Origin of the sequence: Limnobacter sp. UBA3528 (genome assembly GCF_002377005.1) — a bacterium.
GTDB lineage: Bacteria > Pseudomonadota > Gammaproteobacteria > Burkholderiales > Burkholderiaceae_B > Limnobacter.
The window spans coordinates 26,594-41,834 of the sequence record NZ_DFOZ01000031.1; the positions used below are offsets into that span (position 1 = coordinate 26,594).

Genomic DNA, 15,241 nt, shown 5'->3' on the forward strand with positions numbered 1-15,241 from the left:
TTCCATGGTTGGTGTTTTTGACATGAATTACCTTGTATGCTCTTGTTTTGCACTTTGGTTTTTCACATCGAATGTTATTGAACCACGAATCCAGTCAACTCGTTTTAATTGATTATCAAGAAAAACTGATGCCAGCCATACACCAGGCTGACGATGTTTACAAAAACGCCTTGATATTGGCCACGCTGGCCAAAAAGCTGCGCGTGCCTGTATATGGTACCGAGCATATGCCCGACAAAATAGGCCCTTTTGTGCCTGCTCTTGGTGCACTGTGCAAGGCCACTATGCGTAAAACTCATTTCAGCGCCTGCCCTGAAGGTTTGATTGATTTGTTGACCAGCAAAGCACCTGCTGGCAATGCACGCAGTTTACCCAAGCATTTGCAGAAAAATACTCAGGAATCAGAGCGTCCCAGTATTGTAGTTGCCGGTGTTGAAGCCCACGTGTGCCTGCTTCAAACAGCGCTTGATTTACTGAATGAAGAAATGGAAGTTTGGGTAGTCACCGATGCGTGTGGCTCGAGAACCGATAGAAATCGTGATGCAGCCTTTGATCGTTTGGTCGGTAATGGCGCAGAATTGGTGACCACAGAAATGGTCGTATTTGAATGGCTGGAAAGTGCAGAAAATGAGCATTTTAAATTTGCACTTGACCTCATTAAGTAATCAATTTAATTTCACGTTTGTGATTAACAATAAATTTAATTACAATCGGGCTTGTTAATAAACTTTTTTAAAAAGAAAAAATGAAAAAACTAAATCTATCCGCTTTAAGTGCTTCTGAGCTTCAGCAGTTGAAGTCAGGCATTGAAAAAGAATTGAATGACCGCAGCTCTAAACTGCAAGCCATTGAAGAAGTCAAAAAATTGGCAGCGTCGAAAGGGTTGAAGCTTGAAGAGCTTTTTGCTGAGTTGGGCGGATCCAAGCCCAAAGGCAAACGCGAATTGGGCCCAGCGCCTGTGCGTTTCCGCCATCCCCAAGACGCTTCACTCACTTGGTCGGGTCGCGGCAAACGCCCAAACTGGATGAAGGAAGCCATGGCGAAAGGCATGACTGAAGACCAAATGCGTGTTTGATTTTGTGGTGTTGATTTATTAAAAAAAGCCGCTGGTTTTAATCAGCGGCTTTTTTGTTGAGCGCTTGGCTTAATTACCCACCCAAGCCGCGTAGCAAATCTTTCTTCAAGTCAGCCACATCTTCCAGGCCAATCGCCAAACGAATCAAACCTTGCTTGATACCCGCGGCTTCACGCGCTTCAGGGCTAAGCCTTCCGTGCGTGGTGGTGCCCGGATGGGTAATGGTTGTTCGCGTGTCACCCAGGTTTGCAGTAATTGACATCAACTGGCTGCTGTCAATGACATGCCAGGCCTTGGCGCGTGCATCGTCCTCGTTGCTTGCCTTCACCTCAAACGACACAATGGCACCACCGGTTTTTTGCTGTTTCATGGCCAGCGCATGTTGCGGGTGGCTTTCCAGGCCGGGGTAGTACACCTTGCTGACAGCGGGATGCGCTTCCAGCCAGCCTGCAATTTCAAGCGCCGCAGCAGACTGCGCCAGCATGCGAATGTTCAGCGTTTCAAGGCCTTTGAACAGCACCCAGGCGTTGAACGCAGAAAGCGTTGGGCCTGCCGTGCGCAGCACTGGCAAAATTTTGTCTTTCAGCAAGTCTTTTGGGCCGCAAATGGCACCGCCCAGCACACGGCCTTGACCATCCAGGTATTTGGTGGCGGAGTGAATGATGATTTCCGTGCCAAAGTCGACTGGTTTTTGCAAAGCAGGGGTGCAGAAGCAGTTGTCCACCACGTTGTAAATACCATGTTTCTTGGCCAAGTCGCTCAGCGCGCGCATGTCCAGAATTTCGGTCAGCGGGTTCGAAGGCGTTTCGCTGTAGAACAACTTCGTGTTGGGTTTGATCGCCTTTTCCCAAGCTTCCATACTGGTGCCGTCAACGAATGTGGTCTCGATCCCGAAGCGGGAGAGGATATTCACAAACAACTGCACTGTGGCGCCAAACAAGGCTTTGGACGCAATAATGTGGTCACCCGCATTCAACAGGCCCATGCAGGTTGTTGTAATTGCCGCCATGCCGCTGGACGTAGCCAGGCAATACTCCATGTCTTCAAGCACAGCCAGGCGCTGCTCAAACATTTGCACGCTGGGGTTCGTAAAACGCGCGTACACATTGCCTTCTTCGGTGCCGGCAAAGCGGGCTGCGGCTTGCGCTGCATTGTCGAACACAAAGCTGGATGTTAAAAACATGGCCTCAGAGTGCTCGCCAAACTCTGTGCGGTGGCTGCCCGCACGAATCGCCTTGGTGGCAGTGGCCCAGTCTGCCGGGTTGGCCTTCGGTTTGTTGTTGCTCATGATTGCAGTCCTTGCGCAATTCGAGTTTGTACAGTGTGCTTGCCCAACAGGTTCATCACCTTGTCGATTGAAGGCGTTTGCGTAATGCCAGTCAACATCAAGCGCAGAGGCATTGCAAGCTTCGGCATTTTCAGGCCATGGTTTTTAATGGTGGTTTTAACCAAACCGCTCAGCGCTTCCACATTCCATTCCACACTGTTCAAGCCTTCATTGAATTCGGCCAAGGCTGCACGAACGCCAGCTTCTTCCAGCATGGGTTTCAATTCTTCAACATTTACACTTGGCACCTTGTAGAACAGGGCGGCTTCATCGCGCAATTGCACCAAAGTGGAAGCTCGCTCCAGCACCACGTCGAGCACGTCGGCCAGCTTGGGGCCTTCAAACGCATTCACACCCTCTTTCTCAAGGCGGGTTTGCAAATCCGACAGCAATACTTCCTTTGGCGCTTGCTTCATGTAATGGGCATTAACCCACTTCAGCTTTTCCGGATCGAATTGCGCGGCCGATTTCGACAGGTTGGTGGAGTCAAACCACTCAATAAGCTGTTCGCGGCTAAACAATTCATCGTCACCGTGGCTCCAGCCCAAACGGGCCAGATAGTTGATCATGGCATCGGGCAAAAAGCCTTCTTCGTGGTACTGAACCACGCTGACCGCACCGTGGCGTTTGGACAGCTTTTCACCGTCGGGTCCCAGAATCATCGGGATATGCCCATAAATGGGTTGATCGCCGCCCAACGCTTTCAGGATATTGATTTGGCGGGGCGTGTTGTTGATATGGTCATCACCGCGAATCACGTGGGTAATTTTCATCTCCCAGTCATCCACTACCACACAGAAGTTGTACGTGGGTGTGCCGTCCTGACGGGCAATGATCAGATCATCCATTTCTTCGTTGTTGATCGAAATGGGGCCTTTCACCAGGTCGTCCCAAGTCACCGCGCCGCTAAGCGGGTTCTTGAAACGCACCACGGGTTTTACATCTGCAGGTGGCGTGGGCAGTACCTTGCCGGCCTCTGGGCGCCATGTGCCGTCATATCGAATACGTTGACCATTTTCCCGTTGCTTTTCACGCATTTGATTCAATTCTTCTTGCGTACAGTAACAAAGGTAGGCATCGCCTTTTTCAAGCAGTTTGTCGATCATGGCCCGGTAACGGTCCATGCGTTGCATTTGAAAAAACGGGCCTTCGTCGTAATCCAGATTCAACCAAGCCATGCCATCCATAATGGCCTGAACGGCTTCTGGGGTGGATCGCTCTACGTCAGTGTCTTCTACGCGAAGAATGAACTGTCCCTTGTGGTGGCGGGCAAAAGCCCAGCTGTACAAGGCGGTTCTGGCGCCACCCAAATGCAAATAGCCTGTTGGGCTGGGTGCAAAACGGGTGCGAACTGTTTGATTTTGGTGATCTGTTGACATGGATTAGTGACTTTTTTTCAAAGAACTCATATTATAAGTTCAAGTAAATTCTTAGGTTTCGGCTACAAGCTATGGCAATGCACAATTTCGACCGGCGTTCATTCATCAAGGCAGTAAGTACTTTGGCTGTTATTGGCTCAGTCGATACCTTTTTGAATCGGGGAGTATTGGCAGCTGGTTCAGACTTGGTGCCACCACCCGATCTGTTCGATCCAGGCTTGGTAGATCTGACTTTCTGGCTTCAACCACGCACCCTTGAAATGGTACGCCCACAATCGGGCGAGCGCTTGAACATTACCTACTGGAAAGACGGACATCTTAACCCAATCGCCTATGAACAGATTTGTGGTTTGCTTCGAGACGTGCAGGCAAATCAAGTTTTCCGCATGGACACGCAAATTATCGACACACTGTGGGCTGCACAGGCTTTCGTGCGTCGTTATGGCTTTGTGGCACCGGTTGAAATTACTTCGGGTTACAGAAGCCCAAAAACAAATGCCCGTTTAATCGAGAAAGGCTTGCCCGCTGCCCGCAATTCCCTGCATCTGAAAGGTCAGGCTGTTGATTTCCGTTTGCCTGGCCTGCATCCCAGGGTTCTGGGCGAACTGGTAGAAGGCTTCCGCGCAGGCGGCGTGGGCTTCTATTTCCGTGTGGGCGCAAAAGGTGGCTGGATTCACGCTGACACTGGTCCGGAGCGTGTTTGGCGTGGTTAAATAAAGCCATCTAAAAAAACAACAGTGCGAGGGTGGTTTTTTGGCAGTTTTCGGTCGCATTACAGGCAGTTTCGCAGTGGCGGTGGCTTTGTGCCTGTCGCTCGCTGCATGTGGCAAGGCGCCCAACAATCCTTACGTTGAAACTGCGGAAGACAAAAAGCTCAACACCCTTTACACCGCCTTCACGGCACGCCCCAAGCATCTGGATCCAGCGCAGTCTTACACCTCCGACGAAGCGGAATTCACTTACCAAATTTACGAGCCGCTGTTTCAGTACCACTACCTGAAACGGCCCTATCAGCTAGAGCCCTTGGCTGCTGCGGCCATGCCTGTACCGGTTTACCTGGATGAGGCGGGCAACGAATTGCCCGATGACGCGCCGCTGAACGCGGTGAGGACCAGCGTTTATACCATTCAATTAAAGCCTGGCATTCAATATCAACCGCACCCGGCTTTTGCGAAAGATGCCCAGGGCAATTTTTTGTACCACCAGCTCGGCGATGAAGCCCGCAAATACAGCAGCCCCTTGCAGTTTGAGCAGCAGGGCACGCGCGAATTAACGGCGCACGACTATGTGTATGAAATCAAGCGGCTTGCAAGCTCACGAATCGTGTCTCCAATTCTGGGGCACATGGGCGATTACGTGGAAGGTTTGGGGGACTTGTCAAAAACCCTGCAAGAACACGACAAAGCGCTGAAAGAGAAAATCCAGAAAGAAACCGGCAGTGCCTTTCCGCCTGCCACAGCTGACTTGCCCTGGCTTGATCTGCGTGAATTTGATTTGCCTGGTGCCAAAGCGCTGGACGACCACACACTTGAAATTCGCGTGAACGGCAAATACCCCCAGTTTATTTACTGGCTGGCCATGCCTTTTTTTGCACCCATTCCCTGGGAAGCTGATGCGTTCTACAGTCAAAAAGGTTTTATAGAAAACAACCTGGTGCTGGATTGGTGGCCTGTGGGTACGGGTGCTTACATGTTGACTGAAAATGATCCGAATTCCCGCATGGTGTTGTCGCGCAACCCGAACCACCGCGGTGAGCCGTATCCATCAGAGGGTGAGCCCGGCGACGAGGCCAAAGGCCTGTTGGCCGATGCTGGCAAAACAATGCCCTTTATCGATCGAGTGGTGTTCACGCGCGAGAAAGAGGGCATTCCTTACTGGAACAAATTTCTGCAGGGCTATTACGACACCTCTGGGGTCAGTGCAGACACCTTTGACCAAGCCATTCGTGCCAGCGCCGATGGCGATGCAGCCCTAACCCCGGACATGGCGGAAAAGGGTATTCGGCTGGAAACATCATTGTCCACCAGCATGTTTTATCTGGGTTTCAATTGGCTGGATCCCGTGGTGGGACCGGGCAGCTCCGCCGAAGAGGCGCGCCGTGCCAAATTGCTTCGCCAAGCCATTGCAATTGCCATGGATTGGGAAGAGTTCTCGCAAATTTTCACCAACGGTCGAGCTGTACCCGCACACGGACCAGTGCCACCTGGCTTGTTTGGCTTCGAAGAAGGTGAGGCAGGCTATAACACGCAGGTGTACAACATTGTTGATGGCAAGCCAGTGCGTAAACCGGTTGAAGATGCTTTGGCCTTGTTAAAACAAGCAGGTTATGACAATGGAATTGACCCAAAAACAGGGCAACCTTTAACCTTGGCGCTCGATACAACAGGCGGTGGCCCGGGTGACAAAGCCCGCTTCGATTGGTACCGCAAGCAGTTCGCCAAGCTGAACATTCAATTGGATATTCGTGCCACCGACTGGAATCGATTTCAGGAAAAAATCCGAAAGGGCAATGCACAAATTTTCTTCCTTGGCTGGAATGCCGATTACCCCGATCCGGAAAACTTTTTATTCTTGCTTTATGGCCCCAACAGTCGTGCCAAAACTTCAGGTGAGAATGCCTCCAATTACTCGAATGCCCAGTACGACGCCATGTTTGAGCGCATGAAAACCATGCCCAACAATGAAGAGCGTGCCGCGATCATTTCGCAGATGACCGACCTGGTTCAAGACGATGTGCCTTGGTTGTTTGCCTTTGTGCCCCAACAGTTTGGCTTGATTCACGAATGGTATGGCAACGTGAAACCCAACGACCTGGCCCGCAACAGCATCAAATACAAAACAATTGACACTGCCAAACGCGATGCCGCCCGAAAGGAATGGAACCAGCCAGAGTGGTGGCCAATCCCGGTGTTGTTGTTAGCACTGGCCCTGTTCATATGGCCCGCTTGGGCCGCATGGAAGCGCCGTGAGCAGGCCATGGGTATTCGCGAAGATTTGGCCGCCACCGTGGCAAGCAGCACAGGGGGCAAGCGGTGATGGGCAATTATCTGCTACGCCGTGTGCTGTACGGCTTGTTGGTATTGTTGGGTGTGAACCTGATCACTTTCGTTTTGTTTTTTCAGGTGAACAGCCCCGACGACATGGCCCGTTTGGCCCTTGGCGGCAAGCGGGTTGCGCAAGAGTCGGTGGATCAATGGAAACGTGAAAAAGGATACGATTTGCCTTTGCTGATCAACAGCGAAGCGCCAGGCTCTGACAAACTCACTGAAACGATTTTCTTTCAAAAGTCGGTGCCCATGTTCGTGGGTGAATTTGGCAGTTCCGACGATGGTCGCAACATCGCCAATGAAATCGTAAAGCGTGCAGGGCCCAGCCTGGCTTTGGCTGTTCCCGTGTTTGTGCTGGGTCTGTTCCTGAACATTGTGCTGTCACTGCTGCTGACATTTTTCCGTGGTACTTACCTTGATTTGACTGGTGTGGTGTTGTGCGTGCTGGCCATGTCCATTTCAGGTTTGTTTTACATCATTGGCGGGCAGTACCTGTTTTCCAAAACGCTGGCGCTGGTGCCAATTTCCGGTTACGACTCGGGCGTGGATGCATGGCGCTTTTTGATACTGCCGGTCATCATCGGTGTGGTCAGCGGTTTGGGCGGTGGCACCCGCTGGTATCGCACCATTTTCCTGGAAGAAATCAACAAAGACTATGTACGCACTGCGCGTGCCAAGGGCTTGTCTGAAGTTCAGGTGCTTGGTCGCCATGTATTGCGCAATGGTCTAATTCCAATTCTGACTGGTTCGGTCACAGTCATTCCACTCCTGTTCATGGGTTCATTAATCTCTGAGTCTTTCTTCGGTATCCCGGGCTTGGGCAGCTACACCATCGAGGCCATTCAGTCGCAAGATTTTGCAATTGTGCGTGCCATGGTGTTCATTGGTTCGGTGCTTTATTTGGTGGGTTTGATTTTGACTGACATTGCTTACACCATCGCGGACCCTCGGGTTCGTTTGGCATAAGGAGCGCCAGCCACATGATGCCTACCTTATTGCTTACCGATGTGTTGATCTGGCTGCTGGTATTTGGCGTGTTGGCCTATGCCCGAAGCGTGATCAAGAACCCGCTGTCCCGCGCCTCATGGGGTTTGGTTTTTCAATCGAAAATTGCCAGTGCCAGTTTGGTGGTGTTGTTGTTGGCGGTGGTGATTACCCTGCTCGACAGTGTGCACCTTCGCCTGAATGCCGAGCAGCAAAGCCGTTATGCCAGCCCGATCATTTCCGTACTCGACGTTGCCCTGGGTCCTTTGGCCTATGAACGTGAAAAGTCTTATTCAGCGCCTTTGGCCACCCGCTCCCTGAGCAAGGAAACCATGGAAGTCGATAGCAAGCCGGTGCGTGATTACGCCCGTTTGCAGTTTGGCGGTGCGCATTTGAGCGATGAAAGCATGAAGGGGCAAGATCTGCTCAAGCGCGCTTACCAAGGCGCTTTGGGCGGTGCCGTGCTGTGGGCATTTTTCCTGGCAGCGTTGTGGGTGATCCGCCGGGCCATGGTGCCTGTGGATCATCAAAACAGCATCACCGTGTTTACAGGCAGTGGCGCCTACCAAGCCGTTGTGTGGACTTTATTTGTACTTTGTATTGTGGGTGGCGTTGTGTGGAAATGGGCCGAGGCCTACCACGTGCTGGGAACCGACAAAGTGGGCGTAGACGTGTTTTACATTGCCTTGAAAGGGCTGCGCACCGCCATGCTGATTGGTTTGCTGACCACCTTGCTTACGCTGCCGGTGGGCATTGCAATGGGGTTGGCGGCGGGTTATTTCCGCGGTTGGGTTGATGACATTATTCAGTACATCTACACCACGCTGAATTCAATTCCATCGGTGTTGTTGATTGCCGCCACGGTCTTGATGTTGCAGGTGGCCCTGGATGCCAATCCAGAGGCCTTTGCATCATCAATCGAAAAAGCAGACCTGCGCCTGTTTTTCCTGTGTGCAATTTTGGGGCTCACCAGCTGGACTGGATTGGCCAGGTTAATTCGCGGCGAAGTGTTGAAAATGCGCGAGCAAGATTACATTCTTGCTGCCCGGGCCAGTGGCGTATCCAGCGTGAAAATTCTGTTCTCGCATTTGTTGCCCAATTTGATGCACCTGATTTTGATTGCCATGGTGATGGATTTTTCTGGCCTGGTACTGGCCGAGGCAGTGCTGAGTTATGTGGGTGTGGGCGTAGACCCCAGCACCTTCAGTTACGGCACCATGATCAATGCGGCAAGGCTGGAGCTAAGCCGGGAACCTGTTGTGTGGTGGAGCTTGGTGGCCGCCTTCGTATTCATGCTGTTGTTGGTGCTGTCGGCCAACCTGTTTGCCGACGCCGTACGCGATGCGTTCGATCCGCGCGCGCGCCAGTTGAAACAATCTTTGGTAAGGGTGTAAGCGTATGAGTTTGCTCGACATCCATGGACTGACTACCCGATTGGCCAGCGAGGCCGGTTGGGTGCACGCGCTCGACGACATTTCACTGGCCATTGAAAAAGGCCAAACTTTCGCCCTGGTGGGTGAATCAGGTTGTGGCAAGTCAATGACCGCACTCAGCATAGCTCGCCTGTTACCCGACAGCGGCGCAATTGTTGCAGGGCAGGTGAAATTAAGCGAGGCCAGTCAAGCTGACACCGATGTGTTGCGTATCAGTGAAACCGCCATGCGCACCTTGCGCGGCAAGCGGATTGCCATGATTTTTCAGGAACCGGGCACCAGCTTGAACCCGGTGATGACGGTGGGCGATCAGCTCACTGAAATCATCTGTTTGCACACTGGTGCCAGCAAGTCGCAGGCTTTAGGTGAGGCTGAAGAGTGGCTGGGTCGGGTCGGTATTCCAGAACCCAAAAAGCGCTTGCAGCAGTATCCGTTCGAAATGTCGGGGGGGCAAAAGCAGCGTGTCATGATTGCCATGGCGCTGAGCGTAAAGCCCGATTTGCTGATTGCCGATGAACCCACCACTGCGCTGGACGTGTCCATTCAAGCGCAGGTACTCGATTTGCTGAAAACACTGCAGCGCGAGCAGGGCATGGCCATGCTGCTGATTACCCACGACCTGGCGATTGTGAAACAAATGGCCGACACAGTGGGGCTGATGTACGCTGGCCAACTGGTTGAAAAAGCCAGCACCGCTGAGTTTTTTGCTGCACCACGCCACCCCTATGCACATGCACTGGTGAAGTCGCTGCCCAGCCAAGCCCAACGTGGGCAGGCTTTGTACGCGCTTGAAGGGCGTGTTCCGTCGTTGGTAAATCCCAAACCTGGCTGTCGGTTTGCCGCACGCTGCATGCATGCGCAAGACCACTGCACCCAGAACACCCCCGAACTTGATCTGGCCACCACTACGCATGAAGTGCGTTGTTTTTATCACGCCGACCTGTCGTTTCACAAGCCGCAGTCGGGCTCGCAGCCGGGTGGTGATTCCACCCAGTCCGGTCAGGGCAAGGTGGTGTTGCAAACCGTGTCTTTGTCGGTCGCTTATCCCGAAAAGGGTGGGCTACTGCGCAAGCAATTCAAGCCCGTGTTGAATCGGCTTGATCTCACGTTGCAGCAAGGGCGTACGGTGGCCTTGGTGGGTGAATCGGGTTCAGGCAAAACAACTGCTGCTCGCGCATTGTTGGGTTTGCTCGGCAGCAATGGAAAAGTGGAAGGCGATGTGTTGATGGACAGCAGGCCGCTTCGCCAGTGGGCGGAGCGCGGCCCTGAGGGCTGGCGCTCGAAAATTCAATTTGTATTTCAGGACCCTTTTGCTTCTCTGAATCCTCGCCATCGAATTGCAGAAATTCTGGAAGAACCTTTGCTGAGCTTGCGCCCCGATCTTGATGTGGCAGCGCGCAAGGCCCGGGTGCTGAAAGTGATCGAGCAAGTCAGCATGCCCGAAGAAGCCCTGGCCCGATTCCCCCATGAATTTTCGGGTGGGCAGCGGCAGCGCATCGCAATTGCACGCGCCTTGGTTTCTGAACCCAAAATTTTGATTTGCGACGAACCGACTTCGGCGCTGGACGTATCAGTTCAGGCCCAAATACTGAATTTGCTGAAACGGTTGCAGAATGAAACCGGCGTGGCCATGCTGTTCATTACACACAATTTGGCTGTGGTTCAGTACCTGGCCGATGAAGTGGTGGTGTTAAGGCATGGCGATGTGGTTGAGCGCGGTTCGGCAGAACAGTTGTTTGCCAACCCGCAGCATGCATACACCCGTCAGCTAATCGATGCGGCGCCACTGCTGTAAAACGGTTCAAGATTCCCAACTGCCTGGTTTCGGGGTGTGTGGAATGCTTAATTTCATGCCGGGTTTGATCAACTTCTTCTTGCCCAAGCCATTGAGTTTCTGCAAGGCCTTCACGCTCACATCAAAGCGTTGGGCTATTTCTCCCAAGGTGTCGCCTTTCTTGACCGTGTAGCTGCGTTGGGCTTTGGGTGGTTTGTACTGTTTCAGGCTGGCCTGAATTTTCGCGCTGTATTCAACAGGCACCAGCAGCGTATTGCTGTGGGCCGCGTACAAAACCGGTTGGTTCAAACCGGGGTTCAGTTTGCGAATCAACTCCAGTTCCACGCCAGCCAGGCGAGCAATCTCCCGAAGGTCCACATCAGCGCTGCGTTTGATTTCAGCAAAGTAAGGTTTGTTCGGGAACTTGGGTAAACTCAGCCCAAAGCGTTCCGGGCTTTGAATCAGGTTTTTAAGCGCTTGTAGTTTCGGAATGTAATGTCTGGTTTCCAGAGGCAATTCAAGGTTGTCCAAGGTAGGCTCCAGGCCTGCCTCCTGTGCTTTTTTAACTGCCCGTAGCACTGAACCTTCTCCCCAGTTGTAAGACAGTAAAGCCAGGTGCCAGTCGCCATGCATATCGTAGAGGTACGTCAGGTAGTCTAGTGCCGCGCGAGTAGAGGCCACCAAGTCTCGCCGCTCATCAACCCACTTGTTTTGTTTCAAGTCAAACTGACGGCCCGTGCTCGGTATAAATTGCCACAAACCTTCGGCGGCTGAGGGGGAGCGGGCATGTGGGTTGAACTGGCTTTCAATGAAAGGCAGCAAAGCCAGCTCAGAGGGCATGCCACGTTTGGCACATTCTTGCGCAATGAAATAAATGTATGGTTCGGAGCGTTGCAACATATTGTTCACCATGCGCTTGTTTTTCAGCAACGCGCGTTCGCGAACATCGACTGCTTGTGTTTCCAGATCAGGTATCGAAAAGCCTTTGCGGATATCAGCCCACACATCTCCAGCTTCTTCAGCCAGGTCGAGGGTGATCAGGTCGAATGGCCCAGACATCTTCAGTTCAAGACCGGGGTTGGGGGCAACCAGGCCAAACAGTTGAACCTCCTCGCTGTCAGCATTCAGCGCAATCTCGGCCTGTTGCGCGTTGGCCCAGCTTAGGTTGGGCCCAGCGGCGATAAGTCCAGCCAAAATACCAAATACCGCCTTGAAACGACCGTTGGTGGCCGCTTTGGTATAAGGCTTGATTCCATTTTTGAACGAGTCAGATTTCAAAGGGCTTGGGTGCCGGACAGGGCAAAGAGCGAAATGAAAGTGCATCCTATGTTGAACTTTTGTGTAGGTCAATCGAGAGTTGACCCATGCCCCAGCCTGAGTGACACCCCTTGAATTATTTCAAATAAGTGATTTTGTAAAAAATTGTTAACTCGTTATTGCAATCAGAAATTGTCTTTTGCGTCGCGTATTTGTTTGAATTCAATGGGGTTTTCGGCATTGATAAACAAATTGCTGAGCCGCTCAATACCCAACGTTGTCGGAATAGTGCTTAAGCCTTGTTCCCGAATTCTGCGGACTTCATTTTCCCTGGCTTCAATATTTTTGGACTCGGGTGAATAGGCCCGTGCAAACCGCATATTCGATTCCGTGTATTCATGCGCGCAGTAGACGCGGGTGTTTGCCGGAAATTGATTGAGTTTTTGAAGGGATTCAAACATTTGTTGGGCGCTGCCCTCAAACAGGCGTCCACAGCCGCCCGAGAACAGGGTATCGCCTGGAAACATCCAGGTCTCTTCGCTGTTCATGGTGTCTTTCAGCTCAATCACGTAAGCCAAGTGGTCCACCGTGTGACCAGGTACTTCCAATACCTGGGCGACCAGGCAGTGCACATCTACGGTGTCACCTTCCCGCACCGGGCGGTTGATCTGTGCAATTCTTCCGCTGGCTGGGCCATACACCGGAAGGTCTTTACCCGCTTTATTCAACAGCGCGTCGATTCCACCCACGTGGTCCATGTGGTGATGGGTAACCAAAATACCGCTAAGATGGTAGCCATGAGAATCCAGAAATTCTTGAACTGACTTGCTGCAACCGGGGTCTACCACCATGCAGGCCTTACTCGGTTCATGAACAATCGCCCACAGGTAGTTGTCCTGAAAGGCCGGAATGCCATAGACCGACCAATTCGAAACTTGAGAAGACTTGAATGATTCCATCTGAACCCCTGAACGACTTGAGTACACAACAAGCCCAAATGTTAGCACTCGACGCCTGGTTGAACACACCGGCGGGGCGGTACTTCACAAGCCGTGAGCAGGCCTGGATTGATTCTGTTGTGCCCGATCTGTTCGGTTTCAGGGCTGTGCAACTGGGTACCAGGCTGGTCGATGGCTTGAAAGAAAGCCGCATTCCCCATAGGGCCTACGTGCAGCAGGGTTTGGTGGCCAGCAAGCCCGAGGGTGTCGAAGTGGTTACACCCGATTGCTTTGCCGAGTTTGAAGAACTGCCTTTCGAGAGCCAGTCGCTGGACATGATTGTGCTTCCTCACGTGCTCGAATTTTCAGAAGACCCGCACCAGCTGCTGCGTGAAGTGGAGCGTGTGCTGATGCCCGAAGGGCGGGTTGTGATCACTGGTTTTAACCCGATGTCGCTGTGGGGGCTTCGCCACGCAGCCCTGAAACGCTGGGCACCGGTGTGGCCCGAAGGGTGCGAGCCGATCCATTTGAGTCGCTTGAAAGATTGGCTGAAGCTCTTGTCTTGCGAACCCGAGTTTGGTCGTTTTGGTTGTTACCGTTTTCCGGCATTCACCGAAAAGGGGCTAAGCCGGATGGGTTTTATGGAGCACGCGGGCGACCGGTGGTGGCCGGTCTGTGGTGCCGTTTATTTTGTGTGCGCGGTAAAAAGGGTGCGTGGCATGCGCTTGATCGGGCCAGCCTTCAAAGACAAGAAAGTATCCGCACGCCAACTGAAACCTGTGGCCAATAAGGCGCTGAATAAAACACCTACAATAGGCGACCGTGGATAAGGCCAACAGGATTGAATTGTGACAGAACAAAGAATTGCCAGCGTCGTGATGTATGCCGACGGGGCTTGTAAAGGCAACCCAGGGCCTGGTGGCTGGGGTGTGTTTTTGCAATCGGGTGACCATGCCAAAGAATTGTGCGGTGGTGAATTGAACACCACCAACAACCGCATGGAATTGACCGCCGTGATCGAGGGTTTGAATGCGTTGAAGAAACGTTGCAGCATCGACGTGTACACCGATTCGCAGTACGTGCGTAAAGGAGTATTGGAGTGGATGCCAAAGTGGAAAATGAATGGCTGGAAAACCTCGGATAAAAAGCCGGTGAAAAATGCTGACTTGTGGCAAATACTCGATGAAGCCAGTGTTCGTCACTTGGTGCGCTGGCATTGGGTGAAGGGCCATTCCGGTAATCCCGGAAACGAAAAGGCCGATGCGTTGGCCAACTTGGGTGTAGAGAAGGCGATGAAACAATGAGATATGTAGTACTGGACACAGAAACAACAGGCCTGGAAGTTCGGCAAGGTCACCGCATCATCGAAATTGGATGCATTGAAGTGAACGGTCGGCAAGTGACTGACCACCACTTTCATCAATACATCAACCCCGAGCGTGAAGTGGATGAGGGCGCCTTTCAGGTGCACGGTATTTCCGACGAAATGCTCGCGGACAAGCCCAAATTCAAGCAAATCGCGAAAGATTTTCTCGATTTTGTGCAAGGCAGTACGCTGATTATTCACAACGCATCATTCGACATTGGCTTTCTGGACGGTGAACTAGAGCGCCTTGGTTTGGGGAAGATGGCCGACTATGTGGATGGCGTGATCGACTCCTTGGGTATGGCGCGCGAGATGTTTCCGGGCAAGCGCAACAATCTGGATGCACTGTGTGACCGACTTGGCGTGAACAATGCACACCGCCAGTTACACGGGGCGCTGCTGGACTCGCAAATTCTGGCAGAAGTCTATTTGGCCATGACCCGCGGGCAAGACAGTTTGGTAATTGACCTGAATGCGCAGCACGATGACGACGGTGTAGAGAGAATCAAACTTAGCGCACTGAATTTGCCCGAACCTGAGCCCACTGAAGAAGAGTTGGTCTTGCATCAGGCGTATTTGGCAGACATTGAAAAAGCGGCCAAAGGGCCAAGCGTGTGGAGCAAAATTAGCCAGGCGACTGAAGAACCCGCAGTTTAAGGAG

14 protein-coding genes are annotated in these 15,241 nt (G+C 52.4%); 10 read left to right on the forward strand and 4 right to left on the reverse strand.

Going from position 1 to position 15,241, the window contains the following annotated elements; genetic code table 11:
- The first annotated feature begins 71 nt into the window (after positions 1-71).
- Entirely contained in the window at positions 72-665 is a 594-nt protein-coding gene (locus B4N58_RS08810; protein WP_291748291.1) for an isochorismatase family protein, read from the forward strand.
- 80 nt (positions 666-745) lie between these two features.
- Entirely contained in the window at positions 746-1,075 is a 330-nt protein-coding gene (locus B4N58_RS08815; protein ID WP_291748294.1) for an H-NS histone family protein, read from the forward strand.
- 73 nt (positions 1,076-1,148) lie between these two features.
- On the opposite strand, the gene B4N58_RS08820 is transcribed toward B4N58_RS08815, so the two are convergent.
- Together B4N58_RS08820 and gltX are read right to left on the reverse strand one after the other, a co-directional pair.
- Positions 1,149-2,363: an O-succinylhomoserine sulfhydrylase gene (locus B4N58_RS08820; RefSeq protein ID WP_291748297.1), complete on the reverse strand. Its 1,215-nt coding sequence runs from the start codon at positions 2,361-2,363 to the stop codon at positions 1,149-1,151.
- Positions 2,360-3,781 carry a glutamate--tRNA ligase gene (gltX, locus tag B4N58_RS08825; protein ID WP_291748300.1) on the reverse strand — a complete coding sequence of 474 codons (1,422 nt, stop codon included), beginning with the start codon at positions 3,779-3,781 and terminating at the stop codon, positions 2,360-2,362. Before gltX ends, B4N58_RS08820 begins: the two co-directional genes overlap by 4 nt.
- A gap of 71 nt (positions 3,782-3,852) precedes the next feature.
- Here gltX and B4N58_RS08830 point away from each other — a divergent pair, with 71 nt between their 5' ends.
- Genes B4N58_RS08830 through B4N58_RS08850 form a run of 5 tightly spaced genes read left to right on the forward strand, consistent with a single transcriptional unit; the run spans position 3,853 to position 11,040 of the window.
- Positions 3,853-4,494: a YcbK family protein gene (locus tag B4N58_RS08830; protein WP_008251077.1), complete on the forward strand. Its 642-nt coding sequence runs from the start codon at positions 3,853-3,855 to the stop codon at positions 4,492-4,494.
- A gap of 40 nt (positions 4,495-4,534) precedes the next feature.
- Positions 4,535-6,817: an ABC transporter substrate-binding protein gene (locus tag B4N58_RS08835; protein WP_291748303.1), complete on the forward strand. Its 2,283-nt coding sequence runs from the start codon at positions 4,535-4,537 to the stop codon at positions 6,815-6,817.
- Positions 6,817-7,794: an ABC transporter permease gene (locus B4N58_RS08840; RefSeq protein ID WP_291748306.1), complete on the forward strand. Its 978-nt coding sequence runs from the start codon at positions 6,817-6,819 to the stop codon at positions 7,792-7,794. The genes B4N58_RS08835 and B4N58_RS08840 overlap by 1 nt, the downstream gene beginning before the upstream one ends.
- A 14-nt stretch (positions 7,795-7,808) precedes the next feature.
- Positions 7,809-9,206 carry an ABC transporter permease gene (locus tag B4N58_RS08845; RefSeq protein WP_373567572.1) on the forward strand — a complete coding sequence of 466 codons (1,398 nt, stop codon included), beginning with the start codon at positions 7,809-7,811 and terminating at the stop codon, positions 9,204-9,206.
- Positions 9,207-9,210: 4 nt separating this feature from the next.
- Entirely contained in the window at positions 9,211-11,040 is a 1,830-nt protein-coding gene (locus B4N58_RS08850; RefSeq protein WP_291748308.1) for a dipeptide ABC transporter ATP-binding protein, read from the forward strand.
- A gap of 6 nt (positions 11,041-11,046) precedes the next feature.
- Here the strand turns inward: B4N58_RS08850 and B4N58_RS08855 are convergent, their stop codons facing one another.
- Together B4N58_RS08855 and gloB are read right to left on the reverse strand one after the other, a co-directional pair.
- Entirely contained in the window at positions 11,047-12,297 is a 1,251-nt protein-coding gene (locus tag B4N58_RS08855; RefSeq protein ID WP_291748311.1) for a transglycosylase SLT domain-containing protein, read from the reverse strand.
- A gap of 164 nt (positions 12,298-12,461) precedes the next feature.
- Positions 12,462-13,235 (reverse strand): hydroxyacylglutathione hydrolase, encoded by a 774-nt coding sequence (gene gloB / locus B4N58_RS08860; RefSeq protein ID WP_291748314.1) that lies wholly within the window; start codon positions 13,233-13,235, stop codon positions 12,462-12,464.
- Here gloB and B4N58_RS08865 point away from each other — a divergent pair.
- The 3 genes from B4N58_RS08865 to dnaQ are packed head-to-tail and all read left to right on the forward strand — an operon-like array spanning position 13,226 to position 15,237.
- Positions 13,226-14,044: a class I SAM-dependent methyltransferase gene (locus tag B4N58_RS08865; RefSeq protein WP_008251086.1), complete on the forward strand. Its 819-nt coding sequence runs from the start codon at positions 13,226-13,228 to the stop codon at positions 14,042-14,044. The genes gloB and B4N58_RS08865 overlap by 10 nt on opposite strands.
- 33 nt (positions 14,045-14,077) lie before the next feature.
- Complete coding sequence (gene rnhA / locus B4N58_RS08870) at positions 14,078-14,518, forward strand: ribonuclease HI (RefSeq protein WP_198006846.1); 441 nt, start codon at positions 14,078-14,080, stop codon at positions 14,516-14,518.
- Positions 14,515-15,237: a DNA polymerase III subunit epsilon gene (dnaQ, locus tag B4N58_RS08875; protein WP_008251089.1), complete on the forward strand. Its 723-nt coding sequence runs from the start codon at positions 14,515-14,517 to the stop codon at positions 15,235-15,237. Before rnhA ends, dnaQ begins: the two co-directional genes overlap by 4 nt.
- Positions 15,238-15,241: the final 4 nt, after the last annotated feature.